This window comes from Gemmatimonadaceae bacterium, from assembly GCA_035606695.1.
In the GTDB taxonomy this organism is placed as follows: domain Bacteria; phylum Gemmatimonadota; class Gemmatimonadetes; order Gemmatimonadales; family Gemmatimonadaceae; genus JAQBQB01.
On record DATNEW010000031.1, the window covers coordinates 134,228 to 150,735 of the forward strand.

General features: G+C 66.1%; 10 protein-coding genes. 3 read left to right on the forward strand and 7 right to left on the reverse strand.

The window, feature by feature from the left end; genetic code table 11:
• Window positions 1-120 precede the first annotated feature (120 nt).
• The gene (locus VN706_16735; protein HXT17287.1) at window positions 121-1,476 is read left to right on the forward strand and encodes a M20/M25/M40 family metallo-hydrolase; all 1,356 of its coding nucleotides are present in this window, start codon (window positions 121-123) and stop codon (window positions 1,474-1,476) included.
• A 59-nt stretch (window positions 1,477-1,535) separates the two neighbouring features.
• Here the strand turns inward: VN706_16735 and VN706_16740 are convergent, their stop codons facing one another.
• From VN706_16740 to VN706_16770, 7 genes are read right to left on the reverse strand one after another with little or no spacing between them, the layout of a single operon-like run.
• Window positions 1,536-3,416: a hypothetical protein gene (locus tag VN706_16740; GenBank protein ID HXT17288.1), complete on the reverse strand. Its 1,881-nt coding sequence runs from the start codon at window positions 3,414-3,416 to the stop codon at window positions 1,536-1,538.
• A 22-nt stretch (window positions 3,417-3,438) separates the two neighbouring features.
• The gene (locus VN706_16745; GenBank protein ID HXT17289.1) at window positions 3,439-4,251 is read right to left on the reverse strand and encodes a DUF305 domain-containing protein; all 813 of its coding nucleotides are present in this window, start codon (window positions 4,249-4,251) and stop codon (window positions 3,439-3,441) included.
• Between the two features lie 13 nt (window positions 4,252-4,264).
• Entirely contained in the window at window positions 4,265-5,206 is a 942-nt protein-coding gene (locus tag VN706_16750) for a cyanophycinase (GenBank protein HXT17290.1), read from the reverse strand.
• Window positions 5,199-6,272, reverse strand: a complete 1,074-nt coding sequence (locus VN706_16755; protein HXT17291.1) for a hypothetical protein — start codon at window positions 6,270-6,272, stop codon at window positions 5,199-5,201. The genes VN706_16750 and VN706_16755 overlap by 8 nt, the downstream gene beginning before the upstream one ends.
• Window positions 6,269-8,935: a cyanophycin synthetase gene (cphA, locus tag VN706_16760; GenBank protein ID HXT17292.1), complete on the reverse strand. Its 2,667-nt coding sequence runs from the start codon at window positions 8,933-8,935 to the stop codon at window positions 6,269-6,271. Before cphA ends, VN706_16755 begins: the two co-directional genes overlap by 4 nt.
• Before the next feature lie 42 nt (window positions 8,936-8,977).
• Entirely contained in the window at window positions 8,978-11,602 is a 2,625-nt protein-coding gene (locus VN706_16765; protein HXT17293.1) for an ABC transporter permease, read from the reverse strand.
• Window positions 11,599-11,958: a PadR family transcriptional regulator gene (locus VN706_16770; GenBank protein HXT17294.1), complete on the reverse strand. Its 360-nt coding sequence runs from the start codon at window positions 11,956-11,958 to the stop codon at window positions 11,599-11,601. Before VN706_16770 ends, VN706_16765 begins: the two co-directional genes overlap by 4 nt.
• 351 nt (window positions 11,959-12,309) lie before the next feature.
• On the opposite strand from VN706_16770, the gene VN706_16775 reads away from it, so the two are divergent.
• Together VN706_16775 and VN706_16780 are read left to right on the forward strand one after the other, a co-directional pair.
• Window positions 12,310-14,877: a fused MFS/spermidine synthase gene (locus tag VN706_16775; GenBank protein HXT17295.1), complete on the forward strand. Its 2,568-nt coding sequence runs from the start codon at window positions 12,310-12,312 to the stop codon at window positions 14,875-14,877.
• Between the two features lie 379 nt (window positions 14,878-15,256).
• Window positions 15,257-16,504: an MFS transporter gene (locus VN706_16780; GenBank protein HXT17296.1), complete on the forward strand. Its 1,248-nt coding sequence runs from the start codon at window positions 15,257-15,259 to the stop codon at window positions 16,502-16,504.
• Window positions 16,505-16,508: the final 4 nt, after the last annotated feature.

Sequence of the window (16,508 nt, forward strand, 5' to 3'; positions counted from 1 at the left end):
GGGCAAGCTCGTGGCTGAGTCCGGCTGCGGCAGCGATCCCGCGTGGGTGGTCGATTCATGATCGTGGATTCGGTCGCGATAGTTTATCTGCGAATCCCGAATAGTGAGTTTCTAATCCCGATGATCGACGACGCCGTGGCGCACCTGCGCCGCATGATCCAGATCGACACCACCAATCCGCCAGGCAACGAGCTGCCGCTGGCGAAGTACATCGAACGGACGCTCTCGGCGGCGGGAGTCGAGACGCAGCTGTTCGAGCCCGTGACGGGGCGCGCGCACCTCATCGGCCGCCTGCGCGGCGATGGAAGCGCGCCGCCGATTCTCATCACCGCGCACATGGACGTGGTGGGTGTCGAGCGCGAGTCGTGGAGCGTCGATCCGTTCGGCGGTGAGATTCGTCATGGCGCGCTCTATGGCCGCGGCGCGATCGACGACAAGGGCATGCTGGCGGCGAATCTCGCGGCGATGCTTGCCGCCAAGCGCGACGTCGACGCCGGGCGGCTCAGGCTTCGCCGCGACGTCATCTTCGCGGCGACGTCCGACGAGGAAACCGGCGGCGCGTATGGGTTGGGATGGATGATCGCGAATCATCCCGACGCCATCCGCGCCGAGTATGCGTTGAACGAGGGCGGGCGAATTCGCATCGTCGATGGGAAGCCGCTGTACGCCGCGGTGCAGACGACCGAGAAGGCGGCGCACGTCGTGACGATCACGGCGCATGGGCCGAGCGGGCACGCGTCTGTGCCGCTCGCGGGGAACGCTGTCGCGCGGCTGGCGAGGGCCGTTGCCATCGTTACGGCGCATCAAGAGCCGGTGCGACTCATTCCCACCGTGCGCGAATTCTTCGCGCGGCTGAGCGCCATCTGGCCAGAGGCGAATGTCGCGGCGGCGATGCGCGACGTCGGCGCGGACGACAAGAGTGTCGCCGAGCGCGGATACGCCGAGCTCTGTCGGTTGCCGATGTACAACGCGGTGCTGCGCACGGGAATCTCGGCGACGGTGATGTCGGCGGGCATGCGCCACAATGTGATTCCGGCCGAGGCCACAGCGACGCTCAGCGTGCGGACGTTGCCGCGCGATTCGATCGACGACGTGGTCCATAGGCTGCAGGCTATGGTTGCCGACGATGCCGTGACGATCGCGGTGACGTCGCGTGGAACCGATGCGCCGGCGTCCGATCATCAATCGCCGATGTTCGCCGCGATTCGGGACGCCGTTACGTCGCTCGACCCGTCGATCGTGACGGTGCCGTACATGAGCACGGGAGCAACGGAGAGCGCGCAGCTGCGCGCCTGGGGCGTGCAGACGTTCGGCCTGCTGCCGTTTCCCCTCGATGCGGATGATGAATCACGCATGCATGGAAACGACGAGCGCGTGCCGTTGAACTCGTTGGAGTTCGGCACGCGGCTCGTGTTTGACGTGGTGCGGCGAATGGCTGTCATTCCGAGCGAAGCGAGGAATCTGACGTCCTGGTAGAGTCACTATTCTCTCTACCAACCTGCAAGATTCCTCGCCTGCGGCTCGGAATGACGATGCTACTTCGTCGCCGAAGCCAGCCGATGGATCTCGTTCGCCAGCGTCTTCACCCGCTCCGGATCGCGCGCGGCGTCGACATATCCGTCAACCTTGGCGCCGAGTGCCTGAAGCGACTTGGCACGTGCGGCGCCGCTCTGCTTTTCGGCCGCCGTGAGCGCCTGATCGATCGCCGACGTGCGGTCGCTCGACAAGCCGTTATTGCGCACGAGCTGATCGAGATACGAGCGAACGACTGGGAACGCCGCCGGCCATGTGACGTGCGGCTGGCTCTGCGGATTGTATTCGTGCGTCTTCGGGTCGAACCCGTCGATGCGCGCCAGCTTCGCCGCCTCGAGCTCGTTCTTCGACAACTCATCGCTCGGCAGCAGCTCGAGCACGTCGAAGCCGCGCGCGAGCTCGGAGGAATACACGTAGCCGTTGTAGTAGTACGCGCCCCACGAGCCGCCGATCGTGCCGCGCTGGCGGCTGATCGACTTGTTCGCGGTGTCGCCCGGCGCCGGCGGCAGGTCGGCCGGACCGCGATCGAAGAAGCCGATCTCGAACGGATGATCGGGATCGCTGAAGTCGATGGCGTCGACGCCGCCCTGATACCAGCCCTGCACCATGATGTCGCGGCCCGGCACCGGCACGAGTCCGCCGTTGTGCGACACGCAGTTCTCCTGCGCCGACTGCGCCGACGGAATCTTGAAGTACGCGCGCTGCGTCATCTTGCCGCCGCTGATGGTGAGCGTCGTGTTGCCGCCCATCTCCATCATGCTCGTGGCCTGGCACATCGGCTGCGTGCCGCCGCCCCACTCGTCGGTGAACACGACCTTCGATGCGTCATTGCTGAACACCGCGGTGTGCCAGAGTGAGAAGTTCGTATCGGCGCGCGCGTCGAGGCGCACCGGGTGCATCGGATCGGAGATGTCGACGAGCAGGCCATAGCTGGCGCACGCGCCGGCGAGCAGGTGCATGGCGGGATACGCCGTCACGTCGTGACAGTTCTTCGGGCCCGTGGGCACGATCGGATCGCCCGCCTGCTGGGCGCCCTGCGCTCCTTGTGCGCCCGCCGCGCCACGATTGCCGCGACCACCACGGCTGCCACGCGACTGCAACGCTTCGCGACGGATCGCGCTCGTCGGCGCGGCATCGAGTCCCGTGAAGATGCGCGCGCCCGTCACCACCGCGGCCTGCTCGGGATGGTTGAGCGGCACGCGAATGACGTCCAGGCGGTACATCGAATTGTTCTCGTCCGCGGGATCGGTGCCGTTGTTGCAGCCGGCGAGCTCGCTGTCCGGACGCGCCGCCTGACTGCCCGAGACATAGAGGTAGACGATGTTCTTGTCCTTGGGGTCGGGGATGACCGTGTGCGTGTGCGAGCCTTTGCACGTCTGCACGTTCTTGACGAGCTTCGGCATGCGCGGATTAGAGATGTTATAAATGCGCACGCCGGCCATGTGATCCTTCGGATCCTTGACGCCGCCCTTCGCGCAGTCGTTGCGATTGCCGTTGCCTTCCGCGGACACGAAGAGCAGATTGCCGACGATCGACGGGTCGCCCTGCGACGTGATGCACGGCACGACGGCGAGCATCTCGGGCTTCGCCGGATTCTTCACGTTCCACACCGTGAATCCCGCGAAGTTGCCCTGCACGATCGTGTTGCCCTTGAACGCGAGATCCGAGTTGATGAAGGTGAGGCCGCTCGCCGTATCGAACTCGGCGGGTTTCTTCGTGAATGAGACGAGCCGCATGTTCTTGGCGGCGGTGCCGGCGTCGAGGAAGCCGGCCTTGAGGCCGTTCCGCGGGTCGTTGCCCTTGGGATACGTCTGCGAGAGGAGCGCCGGTGCCGCGGCGAGCAGGGCGGCGAACGCGAATGCGTACGTGTGACGAATACTCATCTAATGAAGCTCCGTGGGGGGTTCACAGTCCGTTCAACATCTGTTGCATGACGCCGATCTCCGCCGTCTGCACGACAACTACATCGTTGGCGAAAACAGAGACGTCCACATCCTGCGCGGCGAGCGGACTCGCGAACAAATCGCTCACCATCTGAAGCGCGCCTTTATGGTGGTGAATCATGCCGGTCAGAAAGAGCCGGTCGAACTCCGGCCCCTTCGCCGAGTCGAGCTGCGCGAGCTGTGCGCTCGTGAGCATGCCGGCCATCGACATCCTGTGCCACGACGAAGTATCCGGCGCGAATTGGCCGTTCGAGCGCAACCACTGCTGCATCAGCTTGATTTCGGCGACCTGCGACTGGTCGATCTTGTTCGCGAGCTTCAGCACGCGCGCATCGGCGCCGTGCGCCGCCGCCATGCGTGACATGTAGATCGCCTGTGCGTGGTGCGCGATCATGCCTTGCATGAAGCGCACGTCGGCTTCGGTGTAGAGCGCGCCCTTGGGAATCGTGATCCGAGGCATCGTCGCCGACATCGACATGTCCGTCATGTCGGGCATGCCAGCCATCGGGTGCGGTTGCTCGGCGGGCTTTTCGGGCGCGGGTCGAGCGGCTTGGGTCGCAGTGGGCGCCGGGGCGGGCGCAGTGGAGGCGAGGGGTGCGGGGGCGGGTGTCGCGACTGCCGGCTGTGGCGAGCGACAACCAAACGCCGCCGGGACGAGAAGGAGCGCGACAGTGATATCGCGAGCCTGATGCGGTTTCACGGGGAGTACCTGGGGTACGATGAAAGTGGCGGGGACTTCTATAGGGTACCGCCGCGCGCGCGGCTCCGCTAGCACCGTGCCGCGGTCCTTAGAGGTCCGCCACCACCACCGCGCTATTGCTCATCCCGCGCCGATGCGGACTCGGTTCGCCGCTCACCAATTCATGCAACTCGCGCCGGCGCAGATCGAGATGATAGTGCGTCCCCACGATGCCGACGCGCAGATGCGACAGCGTGAGCTGGCGCCCCTTCTCGAGATCCCCCGCATTGTCGAAGCGCACGGTATCTCGCCCGTCCACGAACGTCACGCCGCCCGCCCCCACGACTTCGCCGACGCCGTCGTGCACGACGAGCGCCGTGTCTTCATCGATGCCGAGTCCAAACAACTGCGTGTTCGACGCGACGACGAGAAACAGACGCTGTAGACGGCGTCGTTGCGAGAAGTGCGTGTCGATGATCGCATCGTGGCCGAGCAATCCGAAGCCCGGTCCGATGTACTGCTCGACGAGGTTGCCTTCTTCGTCCATCTCGCCGCCGGCCATCGTGAGCTGGCTCAACGCCGCGGCGCCCGCGCTCGTCCCGCAGATCGTGCCGCCGCGCATGAACAGCTCGCGCATCGCCGCGCACGTCTTCGTTCCGCTCAATGACGTGACCAGCTTCACCTGGTCGCCGCCGCCGAGAAATACGCCTTGCGCCTCGTCGATCATGCGCGCGATGCGCGCGTCGACGTCTTCACGTGCCTCGAAAATCGGAATGTCCACGTTCCGCACGCCGATGTGATTGAACGCGCCCTTCCAATACGCCGCGGCGTCGACCGCTTCGCCGCTCGCCGTCGTCAATCCGACGATGCGCGCCCCATTGGCCGCGCCGGTCGCGTCGATGAAGGATCGCATCGCGTGGCCGTGCGGTGTCGCGGCGCCGCCGATCAGAATCAGCGTGCCGTCGCTCCCTTGCTCGGATGCGGCCGGAACGTCGACCGGTTCGTCGACGCGGGGAACGCCGTTCTCACGTTTCTCATGCCGCTCACGCACAGTCGACTCTCGTTACGTATTCGCCGAGGGCGGCGGCCACCTGCGCTTCGGCGGACACGTCATCGCGCAGCATTCCCGCGGACACGGGATCACCGCATCGCTCGACCCAGATCTCTCCGTTGCGCACGAGACCGACCGCCGATGCGACGCGCTGATCGCGCCACGTCACGTCGTCGTCCACCGCGAAGATCGCCACTCGGCAATCGAGATCGCGCGCGTAATCCTGCAGCTCCCACTCCTTCGCCGGGCAGATGACCGTGCCGTTCCGCGGCACCGCGTCGGCGACGATGCCCACGAGGCGCCGCGCATTCTCCGGTTCCTGGTAACGCTCGGGCACGGCGTTCCCGGGGCGGGCATCGAGAATGATCGCGATCTCGGAGCGCGAGTAGGGGAGTCCGGCTTGCAGCAGGTACGACGGCGCCGCGTCGATGACGAGCGGATCCTGAACACCGCGCGCCTCGAGCAGGCGCACCAACTCCGCCTGCGTTTCGGCGCGCGGACCGCCGCCAGTGATGCCGCATGTCACCCGCTGCCGCAGCTCCGGTGTGTTCGTGGTGCCGGCGAGTGACTCGAGCTCTTCGATGATCGGATGAACTGTCTCCAGCGAACCGGCGAAGGCGCGCTGTACGATGTCGAGCGCGGCAGCGGCAGCGCGCATCCCGACTTGCTCGTGCCGATGCTCGAAGACGACGGTGTACTCGCCGCGCACGTCGCCGCCGCGCGTGCGGCCGTAGCCAACCTCGTGGCCGACGAGCGCCTGCAACTCCAGCGCGACGTGCTCGATGATATGCGGCGCATAGGTGCCGCGCTTGAGGCGAATGACGAACCCTCCTCGCGAGCCGATGCTGCAATGATGATCCTGTAAACCCGGCAGCGCGGCGAGCAAGCGGTCGGTGAACCCGTCGACGGCCGCGGAATGGATCTCATCGTACGCGCCGACGGCCAGGTCCATGCGAATGACCGGCCGTTTCGACCAGAAGTTGATGCCGCGCGTCGAGTGCAGCGTCGTGATCTTGATCTCGGCGGTTGGATCCCGAACGGTCTCGGTGACCTCGCCGGACGTCACGTGGCGGTCACCGCGTGGGCGCGAATCGCCGCGAGCGTCTGCGGCACTTTCTCGGCGATCACGACCAGCAGATCATCCTCGGTGACTTGCACGATGCCGGCATCGATCGCCTCGCGCCCGTTGCGAATGATCTCGATCTCCTCGTGTTCGAGCCCGCCCTTCACCAAACCTTCCTCGAGCAGCTCGGCGATCTCGCCGGGAACGCGGCCGCGCAGATCTTCGTCTTCCTTGATGATGACGTGATCGAAGCTCGCGACGAGCTCGCCGGCGCGGATGATGTCTTCGTTGCGGCGGTCGCCCGGTACGGTGACGATACCAATCCGCCGCCGCGCCGGCAGCCGATGCACGAAGTCCATGAGTCCCTCGAGCGCGGCGGCATTGTGCGCGTAGTCCACCATTGCGCGGGCGCCGCCGTGGAGGCGAATGAGATTCAACCGCCCGGGCGTGAGCGACGCCGACGGGAAGAAGGACAGAAGGCCGGCGCGAATGTCATCGTAGCGCATACCCTGCACGTAGGCGCTGCCGATCGCGGCGAGAATGTTCTGCCGCTGGAATCGCGCCGCGCCGCCAAGCATGAGCGGCACTTCGCGCTCGCTCGCGATCGGAATGCGCAGCCGCCCCCGGCGAATGATGAACTGACCGTCCTCGATGTTCGCGGCGATGCCGTTCCGCGCGATATGGTCCTCGACCAGCTGGTTCTCGCCCGGCGCCGTAGTGCTGAACAGGACGATGTCGGCGCCCGTCTTGTCGCGCATGGCGAAGACCAGCGGGTCGTCGGCGTTGAGCACCGCGTGACCCTCGCGTTTTACTACCGCTGGTATTACAGATTTCACATCGGCCAACTGCTCGATCGTGTTGATGCCGCGCAGGCCGAGATGATCGGCGCTGACGTTGAGCACGACGCCGACGTCGCATTCCTCGAACCCGAGTCCCGAGCGCAGAATGCCTCCGCGCGCGGTCTCCAGCACCGCGACGTCGATCGTCGGGTTCGAGAGGATGATGTTCGCGGCGAACGGGCCCGTCATGTCGCCTTCCATCACCAGGCGATTCTGAATGTAGACCCCGTCCGTCGTCGTGAACCCAACGCGATGTCCGGTGTTGCGGAACAGATGCGCGAGCAACCGCACCGTCGTCGTCTTTCCGTTCGTGCCCGTGACCGCGAGAATCGGAATCGTGGCGTCCGAGCCCGGCGGGTACAGCATGTCGAGAATGGGCGTGCCGACGTTGCGCGCCGTGCCCTCGGTCGGATGCGTGTGCATCCGAATGCCGGGCGCCGCATTGACCTCGAGAATCACCGCGTCGTTCTCGCGGAACGGCACGCCGATGTCTCTCGTCAGCACATCGATGCCGGCGATGTCGAGACCGACGATGCCCGCCGCCATCTCGCACGCGGTGACGTTGTCGGGATGCATCTCCTCCGTGCGATCGATCGACGTCCCGCCCGTCGAGAGATTCGCCGTCCCGCGCAGAAAAACTCTCTCGTCTTTCGGCGGGACGGTGTCGAGCGTCAGCCCTCGTTTCGCGAGATACGCCACCGTGCGATCGTCGCTCGGCAGCCGGGTGAGAATTTTTCGATGGCCGACGCCGCGGCGCGGATCGCGATTCGCGATCTCGATCAACTCGATGATCGTGTGCACGCCATCGCCGACCACGTGCGCCGGCACCCGCTCCGCGCAGGCGACCACTTTGCCGTTCACCACCAGCACGCGGTGATCGTTCCCTTCGTGATAGTGCTCGACCAGCACGCGCCGCGACACGGAGCGCGCCATCTCCCACGCTTCGCCGATGGAATCCGGCGAGTCGAGCTTGCCCGAGATGCCGCGGCCGTGGCTCGCATCGATCGGTTTGAGGATCACCGGATAGCCGATGTCTTCGGCCAGCTCGATCGCGCCATCGAGCGTTCTCACCGTGCCGCCGCGCGGTACCGGCAAACCGATGTTGCTCAAGACGCGCTTCGTGTCTTCCTTGTCCTGCGCGATCTCGACGGCAATCGAGCTCGTGAACTCGGTTACCGTCGCCTGAATGCGCCGCAGATTCTTGCCGAGCCCGAGCTGAATCAGCGAGCGGGAGTTGAGGCGGCGCACCGGGATGTTGCGGCGTCGTGCTTCTTCGACCACCGCCGCCGTCGACGGACCGAGCTGGACGGTTTCGTAGAGATCCTGCAAGTCGTCGATCAAATCATCCATGCCGACCTGCGCGCCATCGATGCACGCGCGAATCAATCGGACGGCTTGGTGCATCGCCTCGAGCCCGACCTCCTCTTCCTCGTACTCGACGATCACCCACCATACGCCGGCGTCGCCGGACTGAACGACGCGGCCGAAGCCGACGTCACTGCCCGCGAGCGACTGCAACTCGAGCGAAACATGCTCGAGCACGTGCGGCAAATGCGTGCCTTCATTGAGCCGCTCGGCGAAGCCTCCGCTATCACCGCGCGAGCACGGATGCTCACGCAGTGATGGAAGATTCGCGAGCAGTCGCTCGCAGAAGCCTGGGATCTCATTCGATGCGACGTCCTCGAGCTTGCCGAGTCGGACGTCGCAGGCGATGACCGGCGCCAGGCGCCAATAGTTCGGGCCGCGCAACGCGCGGATGCGGGTGACGCGGAATTCGTATGAGTCGAGTGCGTCGGGCTCGGCGACCGTGGTATCGACGGTGGTCATGGCGAGACCACCGAAAGTGCAAGAGATAGTCCGGGACGGAAGCTACTCTGCGCGCAACGCCGTCATCGGATCCACCTTCCCCGCTCGGCGCGCGGGCGCCCACGCCGCCACCAGCGCGACAGTCGCGAGCAGGACCGAGACACCGACGAGGGTCGCGGGATCCGTCGGCGTGATCTCGAACAGGAACTTCGAGAGCAATCGCATCAGCGCGAACGCTGCCGCGAGTCCGATCGCCAGCCCCGGCACGATGAGCACCAGGGTGCGCATGAGTACCATGCGCACGACGCCGCGCGACGTTGCCCCGAGCGCGAGCCGAACGCCGAACTCGCGCGTGCGCTCACCGACAGAATACGCCAGCACACCGTAGATGCCGACGGCGGCGAGCACCAACGCGAGCACCGAGAACAAGGTCAGCACGGCCGTCTGAAACCGCGGCTCGGCGACCGACGACGCGACGATACTGCTCATCGTCTCGATCGACTCGGTCGGTTGATCGGCATCGACCGCGTGGACGGCGGCGCGCATCGCCGACGCCACTCGAGCGACGTCGCCCGTCGTGCGCGCACCGAATGTCAGGTGCTCGAGCCAGCCCGTGCGCTTCGTCTGCGCAAGCGGCAGATAGATCGCCGGCATGGTCCCGTCACGAGCGCTGTGTTGGTGCACGTCGTCGACGACGCCGACGATCGTCATCCAGTCGGCGGCGGTTGGATGATCCTCCATCGCGATACGTTGTCCGACCGCGTTCCCCTTCGGCCAGAAGTAGCTCGCCACCGAGCGGCTGATGACCGCGACCAGCGGCGCGCGCGCGTCGTCCGCGTTCGTGAACGCGCGTCCGTGGCGAATGGGCATGCGCATCATCGCGAAGTACCCGGGCGTGATGCACGGTTTCGCGACCATGTAGTCCGGCGGCAGTTCGCGCCCGTCGGCGAGCTCGAAATCGCCCATCGTCAGTGCCGCCGTGATCGGCATCCAGTTCACGGCGGCGGACGCCGCGACTCCGGGAATCGACGCGATGCGCGCCGACAACTCTCGCTGCGTTGCGTGCAGCGCTTCGGCGCTGCGGTACCGGCTCTCCGGCAAGTCCAGCGTGACGGTGACGACGTTGTCCGGCTTGAAACCGAGGTCGACGTTCACCAGCCGCACGTAGCTGCGCACGAGCAACCCCGCACCGACGAGCAGGACGAGGGCGAGCGACGTTTCGATCAGCACCATGATGCTGCGCGCCGCGGAGCGCGTCGTGACGCGCCCCGGCGCGCCGAATGTGCCGCGAAGATCGCGGCGCGCCGTGTGCAACGCCGGCAGCAGGCCGAACGCCACGCCGGCGACGACGCACGCGGCGAGCGTCGCGGCGAGCACGTGCCAGTCGAGGTGAATCTCGCTCGTGCGGGACAGCAGGCCCGGAGGCGCCATCGCGAGCGCGACGCGCAGACACACCATGCCGACGCCCACACCGAGTGCGCCGCCGATCACGGCGATCACGAGACTCTCCGTCAACAGTTGCCGAATGATGCGCATGCGCGACGCGCCGAGCGCGGCACGAATGCCGAACTCGTGACCGCGCGCGGCGGCCCGCATCGCCAGGAGATTCGACACGTTCGCGCACGCGATGAGCAGCACGAATCCCACCGCGGCGCTGAAGAGCAGCAACGCGTGCCGCGTCTCGCCGACGACCGCATCGCGGAGCGGAACGATGCGCGAGACCGCGTGTTCGTTGCGCTGGTCCGGCAGGTTGCGCTCGATGCGTTTCATGAACGCGTCCAGCTCGGCGGTCGCGTCGGCGACGCTCGCGCCCGGCGCGAGCCGGCCGATGACCGGGCGCATCGCCATGCGATGCGGGTCGAGGGCGATGTACATCGGCAGATAGATTTCCGCGCGCGCCGGAAAATCGAAGCCGTCGGGCAGCACGCCGACAATCGTGTGTCGTTCGCCTTCGATGGTGATGCTGCGGCCGATCGCGCTCGAGTCGGCGCCGAATCGTGTGCGCCAGAGCGTGGCGCTGAGCATGGCCACTGCATCGTCGCCCGGGCGATCCTCGTTCGGCAGAAACCCGCGGCCGAGTTGTGGCCGCACGCGGAGCACGGATAGGAACGACGGCGTGACGCGCACGGTTTGAACGTGCGCCGGCTCGCCCACGCCGACGAGTGTTGCCTCGTACGCGTTGTACGCCGTCGTCGCCGCGAACGCGCGGGTTGCTCCGCGATATTCCGCGTATTCGCGGTCGGCCATGGTGTTCCAGGCGAGAAACGGCGAGTTCGCGGGTGCGTGCGCGATCATGTAGAGATGCGACGGATCCTCGAACGGCAGCGGCCGAAGCAGCACGCCGTTGACGACGGTGAACATCGCCGTGTTGACGCCGATGCCCAACGCGACCGTGAGTACGGCGACGACGGCGAACGTCGGCGTGCGCCGCAACGAACGCAGCGCGTAGCGAAGATCCTGAAGGAGGCGCTCGACCCAGAGGCCACCCCACGTTTCGCGCGTGACTTCCTTGACGTGGCCGACGTTGCCGAATTCGCGGCGAGCGGCGGCGAGGGCTTCGTCCGGGGATTCGCCGCGCGCGATACGGTCCGCGACGGCCATGCCGAAATGCGCGCGCAACTCCTCGTCGAGCGCGGCGTCGTCGGTATCGCGACGACGCTGCCATGGCAACTGTGAGAAAATGCTCATGATTCACCCTCGGTGACGGGTGGACGCATGACGCCGGCGATGGCGTGCGTGAGTTGCTCCCATTTATCGCGCTCGACGGCGAGCTGTTTGCGCCCCGCGGGCGTGAGCGTGTAGACGCGGACGCGCTGGCCGTTCTCGGAGACGTCCCAGTCGGCCGAGATCCACTTCTTCTTCGCGAGGCGGTGGAGGGCCGGGTAGAGCGACCCCGTCTCCACCTGGAGCGCGTCGTTCGAATTGGCGCGGATGATCTGCGCGATGCCGTACCCGTGCCGCGGTCCCCAGCGCAGGGTCTGGAGGATGATGAAGTCGAGCGTGCCTTGGAGGAGCTCGACGCGGGAGAGCGGGTGTCTGGACATGGATGTAGGGTGTCTACAGGGTTGATGTAGAGTGTCTACATCCTGCGGTGCTGTCAAGCCTTGATTGCCGGCAACTCGTGTCATCCCGAGCGAGCGCAGCGAGCGAGTCGAGGGACCCCCGTCCCGGCGGAGGAGCTCTCCGTAGTGAAGGGGGTCCTTCGACTCCGGCGCTCCGCGCCTCCGCTCAGGATGACACAAGCGGCGGGCGCTCCGCGCCTCCGCTCAGGATGACACGCGCGCGCTTTTTCTCCCTAGCCAACACCCGGTCCACCGTCCAACATCTGCCCACTAACACCCGTAGTCTGTCAGTTCCTCCCGCCGCCTTCGACGTCCCTCAAGCCCTCACACGCCGTGTCGTCGACCAAATCCGCTCGCCGTACGCAAGCCTACAACACCGGTTCGGCTCCCATCATTCCGGCCGACCCGATCGCGGCCAACCGATTCCTCCCGCTCCTCGTGCTGCTGTTCGTCGGCAGCGGCGCCGCGGCACTCATCTATGAGATCGTGTGGCTGCAGTTGCTCAGCCTCATCGTCGGCTCCAGCGCCGTCTCGATGGCCGTCTTGCTCGGCACGTTCATGGGCGGCATGTGCATCGGCAGTCTCTTCCTGTCGAAGTACGTGTCGCGCGCGCAACATCCATTGCGCGTGTACGCCATGCTCGAGGGCGCGATCGCGCTGTTCGGACTGCTCGTGTTGTGGGGTATGCCGTACGTCGGCGGCCTGTACTTCAAGATCGCCGTGCATGGGATGAACGGCATCTTCGTGCGCGGTATCATCTGCGCGCTGTGCCTCTTGCCGCCGACGATCCTGATGGGCGCGACGCTGCCCGCGATCGCGCGTTGGGTGGAGACGACCGCTGACGGCGTGGCGTGGCTCGGTTTCTTCTACGGCGGCAACATCGGCGGCGCGGTGTTCGGGTCGCTTTTCGCCGGCTTCTATCTGCTGCGCATCTACGACATGTCGATCGCGACCTATGTCGCGGCGTTCATCGATCTGATCGTCGTCGGTGCGGCGCTCGCGCTCTCACGCGTGACGCGATACTCGCCGCCGGCAACGAGCGAGGTCGACGCGCATGATGACGCGCATGATGACGCGCATGATGACGCGCCGCGCGAACGTCCGCGTCTCATTCCGCGCGGCATGTGGCCTGTCTATGTAAGCATCGGCCTCTCGGGCGCCACGGCTCTCGCGGCCGAAGCGATCTGGACGCGATTGCTCTCGCTCCTCCTTGGCGCCACGACGTACACCTTCTCGATCATTCTCGCGGCGTTTCTCTTCGGACTGGGCATCGGCAGCGCGATCGGCGCGTCGGTCGGTCGCGCGTCGACGAATCCGCGCCGCGCGCTCGCGTTCTGTCAGGCGATGCTCGCGGTCGCGATCGCCTGGGCCGCGCACGCGATGCTCGAGCAGCTTCCATACTGGCCGATCAATCCGAGTCTCGCATCCACGCCGACGAACACGTTTCAGATCGATCTCGTGCGCTGCCTGTGGGCGGTGCTGCCCGCTGCCATCTTGTGGGGCGCGAGCTTCCCGCTGGCGCTTGCCGCCGTCGGCCGCGACGAAAGGGATCCGGGTCGCCTCGTCGGGGGCGTATACGCGGCGAACACCATCGGCGGCATCGTCGGCGCGCTACTGGGCAGCCTGCTGCTGATCGCGTGGATCGGATCGCAGAAGTCGCAGCAGGTACTCATCAGCGTCGCGGCCGTCAGCGCGATGATCGCGCTGCTGCCCGACCTGCTGCCCGACCTGGTGTTCGACCTGCGGCGCGGCACTCAGGTGCGCGCGCGCGGCCGGCGCCGAGCGATCCTCTTGGCGGCGTACGCGCTGATCCTCGCGATCTATGGCAGCAAGCTCGTTCCGCCCGTGCCGCCGCTTCTCGTCGGATATGGGCGCTGGTTCGCGACGCGGCTCGACAACGCCGGCGATTTCATCTATGTCGGCGAAGGCATGACGGCGTCGGTGGCGGTATCACAACTCTCTAATGGCGTGCTCAATTATCACAATGCGGGCAAGGTGCAGGCGTCGAGCGAGCCGCAGGACATGCGGCTCCAACGCATGCTCGGCCACCTCACGACGCTCTTGCCGCCGAAGGCGGACAACGTGCTCGTGATCGGTTGTGGTGCCGGTGTCACGGCGGGCGCGGTGAGCATCGAGCCGCGGCTCAAGCGCGAGACCATCGCCGAGATCGAGCCGCTGGTGCCGAAGGTGGTGTCGAAGTATTTCGGCGCGCACAACTTCAACGTCGTGACGAATCCCAAGGTGCACGTGCAGATCGACGACGCGCGTCACTTTGTGCTCACTACCGACCAGAAGTTCGACGCGATCACGTCGGATCCGCTCGATCCATGGGTGAAGGGCGCGGCGACATTGTACACGGAAGAGTTCTTCAACGTCGCAAAGGAGCATCTCAATCCGGGCGGCGTCGTCACGCTGTTCGTGCAGCTCTACGAGAGCGGCACGCCGGCGGTGAAGAGCGAAGTCGCGACCTTCATGAAGGCGTTCCCGAATGCCGTCGTCTTCGGCAACACGAACAACGGCGGCGGCTACGATCTCGTGCTCGTCGGCCAGAACGTGCCTGGCCCGATGAAAATCGACGTCGACGCGATCGAAGCGAAGCTCGCGAGTCCGGAGTACGCGCAGGTGTCGGCGTCCTTGCGCGAGATCGGATTCTCGAACGCAACGGAGTTGTTCTCGACGTTCGCCGGTAATGAAGAGATGCTGCGGCCGTGGCTGGCCGATGCGCAGATCAACCACGATCGCAATTTGCGTCTTCAGTTCCTCGCGGGGCTCGGGCTCAATCACTACGATCAGGCCGGGATCTTCAGTCAGATGGTGCAGTACCGCCGCTATCCGGATGGGATGTTCAGCGGCTCGGCGGCGCGTCTCGAGCAGATCCGCGCGGGTGTGCGCATGTACTAGCGCGTCTCGCGTTTCGCGCGATGTGTGCGCGCGTGGACGCAGTGGGCGCTCCGGGCCGGGGATGTCTTCCGGCGAGCGAGTGCAATAGTGCCGATACGGCCGGGCACTATTGCCACGCCTCGCCTCCAGACATCCTCGGCCCGTCGCTCGTCGGGCAGGCCGTGGTGTCATCCTGAGCGAAGCGAAGGATCTCATCCGCGTACGTGATCCCGATGCCGGGACGCGGACGAGATCCGTTCGTCGCGGCGCGACTCAGGATGACGAACGGCGCGCGTCGCCGCGCCGCCCACTCGGCCGCCGCGCGGCCGCGGTACCCTGTCGACGAAACGCACGGCCGCGGTACCCTCTCCACCAAACGCGCGCCTTTAGGTTCATTCGCGTGCCCGACAATTCCACTCGCATCCACCACGGAACCCCCGAGTTCCGCCGCGCGATGCTCGCGCTGTTCGCGGCGGGCTTCGCGACATTCGCGCTGCTCTACTGCGTGCAACCACTCATGCCTGTGTTCGCGCGCGACTTTCACGTCAGCGCCGCACAATCGAGCCTCTCTCTTTCCCTGACCACCGGCCTCCTCGCGCCGGCGATGATTCTCGCCGGCGCGATCTCCGAATCGCGCGGCCGCAAACCGATGATGGTCGCGTCGCTGTTCGCCTCGTCGGTGCTCACGATCGTCTGCGCCGTGGTTCCGCACTGGCCAACGTTTCTCGCGCTGCGCGCGCTCGCCGGGATAACATTCGCCGGCCTGCCCGCGATCTCGCTCGCCTATCTCAGCGAGGAGCTCGACGCGACATCCGTCGGCCTCGGCGTCGGCCTCTCGATCGGCGGTAACGGCCTGGGTGGCATGTGTGGACGATTGCTCACGGGCCTCATCGCCGACCTCCTGTCGTGGCGCTACTCGCTCGGCGTCATCGGACTGCTCGGACTCGTTGCGACAGTCATCTTTTGGCGCACGCTGCCGCCGTCGCGAAACTTTCAGCCGCGTCCGACGCACTTCGGCGACCTGTTTCGAACGTTCGGCGAGCAGCTGCGTGACCGTCGGCTCGTACCCCTGTTCGCGATTGGCTTTTTGTTGATGGGGAGCTTCGTCACGAGCTACAACTACATCAGCTATCGCCTGATGGATGCGCCGTACGCGCTGAGCCAATCGGCGGTCGGTCTCATCTTCACCGTCTATCTCGTCGGCATCTTCGCGTCGGCATGGATTGGCGCGCGCGCCGATCGTGTCGGCCGCGGCCGCATGCTCGTGTTGATGACGATCGTCATGGTGGCCGGCGTCGCGCTCACGCTCGCGCGGCCGCTGGCGCTCGTCGTGATTGGCATCGCGACGCTGACGTTCGGATTCTTCGGCGGCCATTCGGTCGCCAGCAGCTGGGTCGGCTTGCGCGCGCAGCACGCAAAGGCCCAGGCCGCGGCCCTATATCTATTCTTTTATTACGTCGGCTCGAGCGTCGCTGGATCCGCCGGCGGATTGTTCTGGGACGACGCGAAATGGCTCGGCGTCGCCGCGTTCGTGGCGGCATTGCTCATGCTGGCACTCGGCGCGGCGTTCGTAACGGCACGACAGGGTGTGCCGAGCGCGGCGAGCGCGGCATCCGACGTCGGAGGAACCGCGCGACCACGGCGCTGATTCG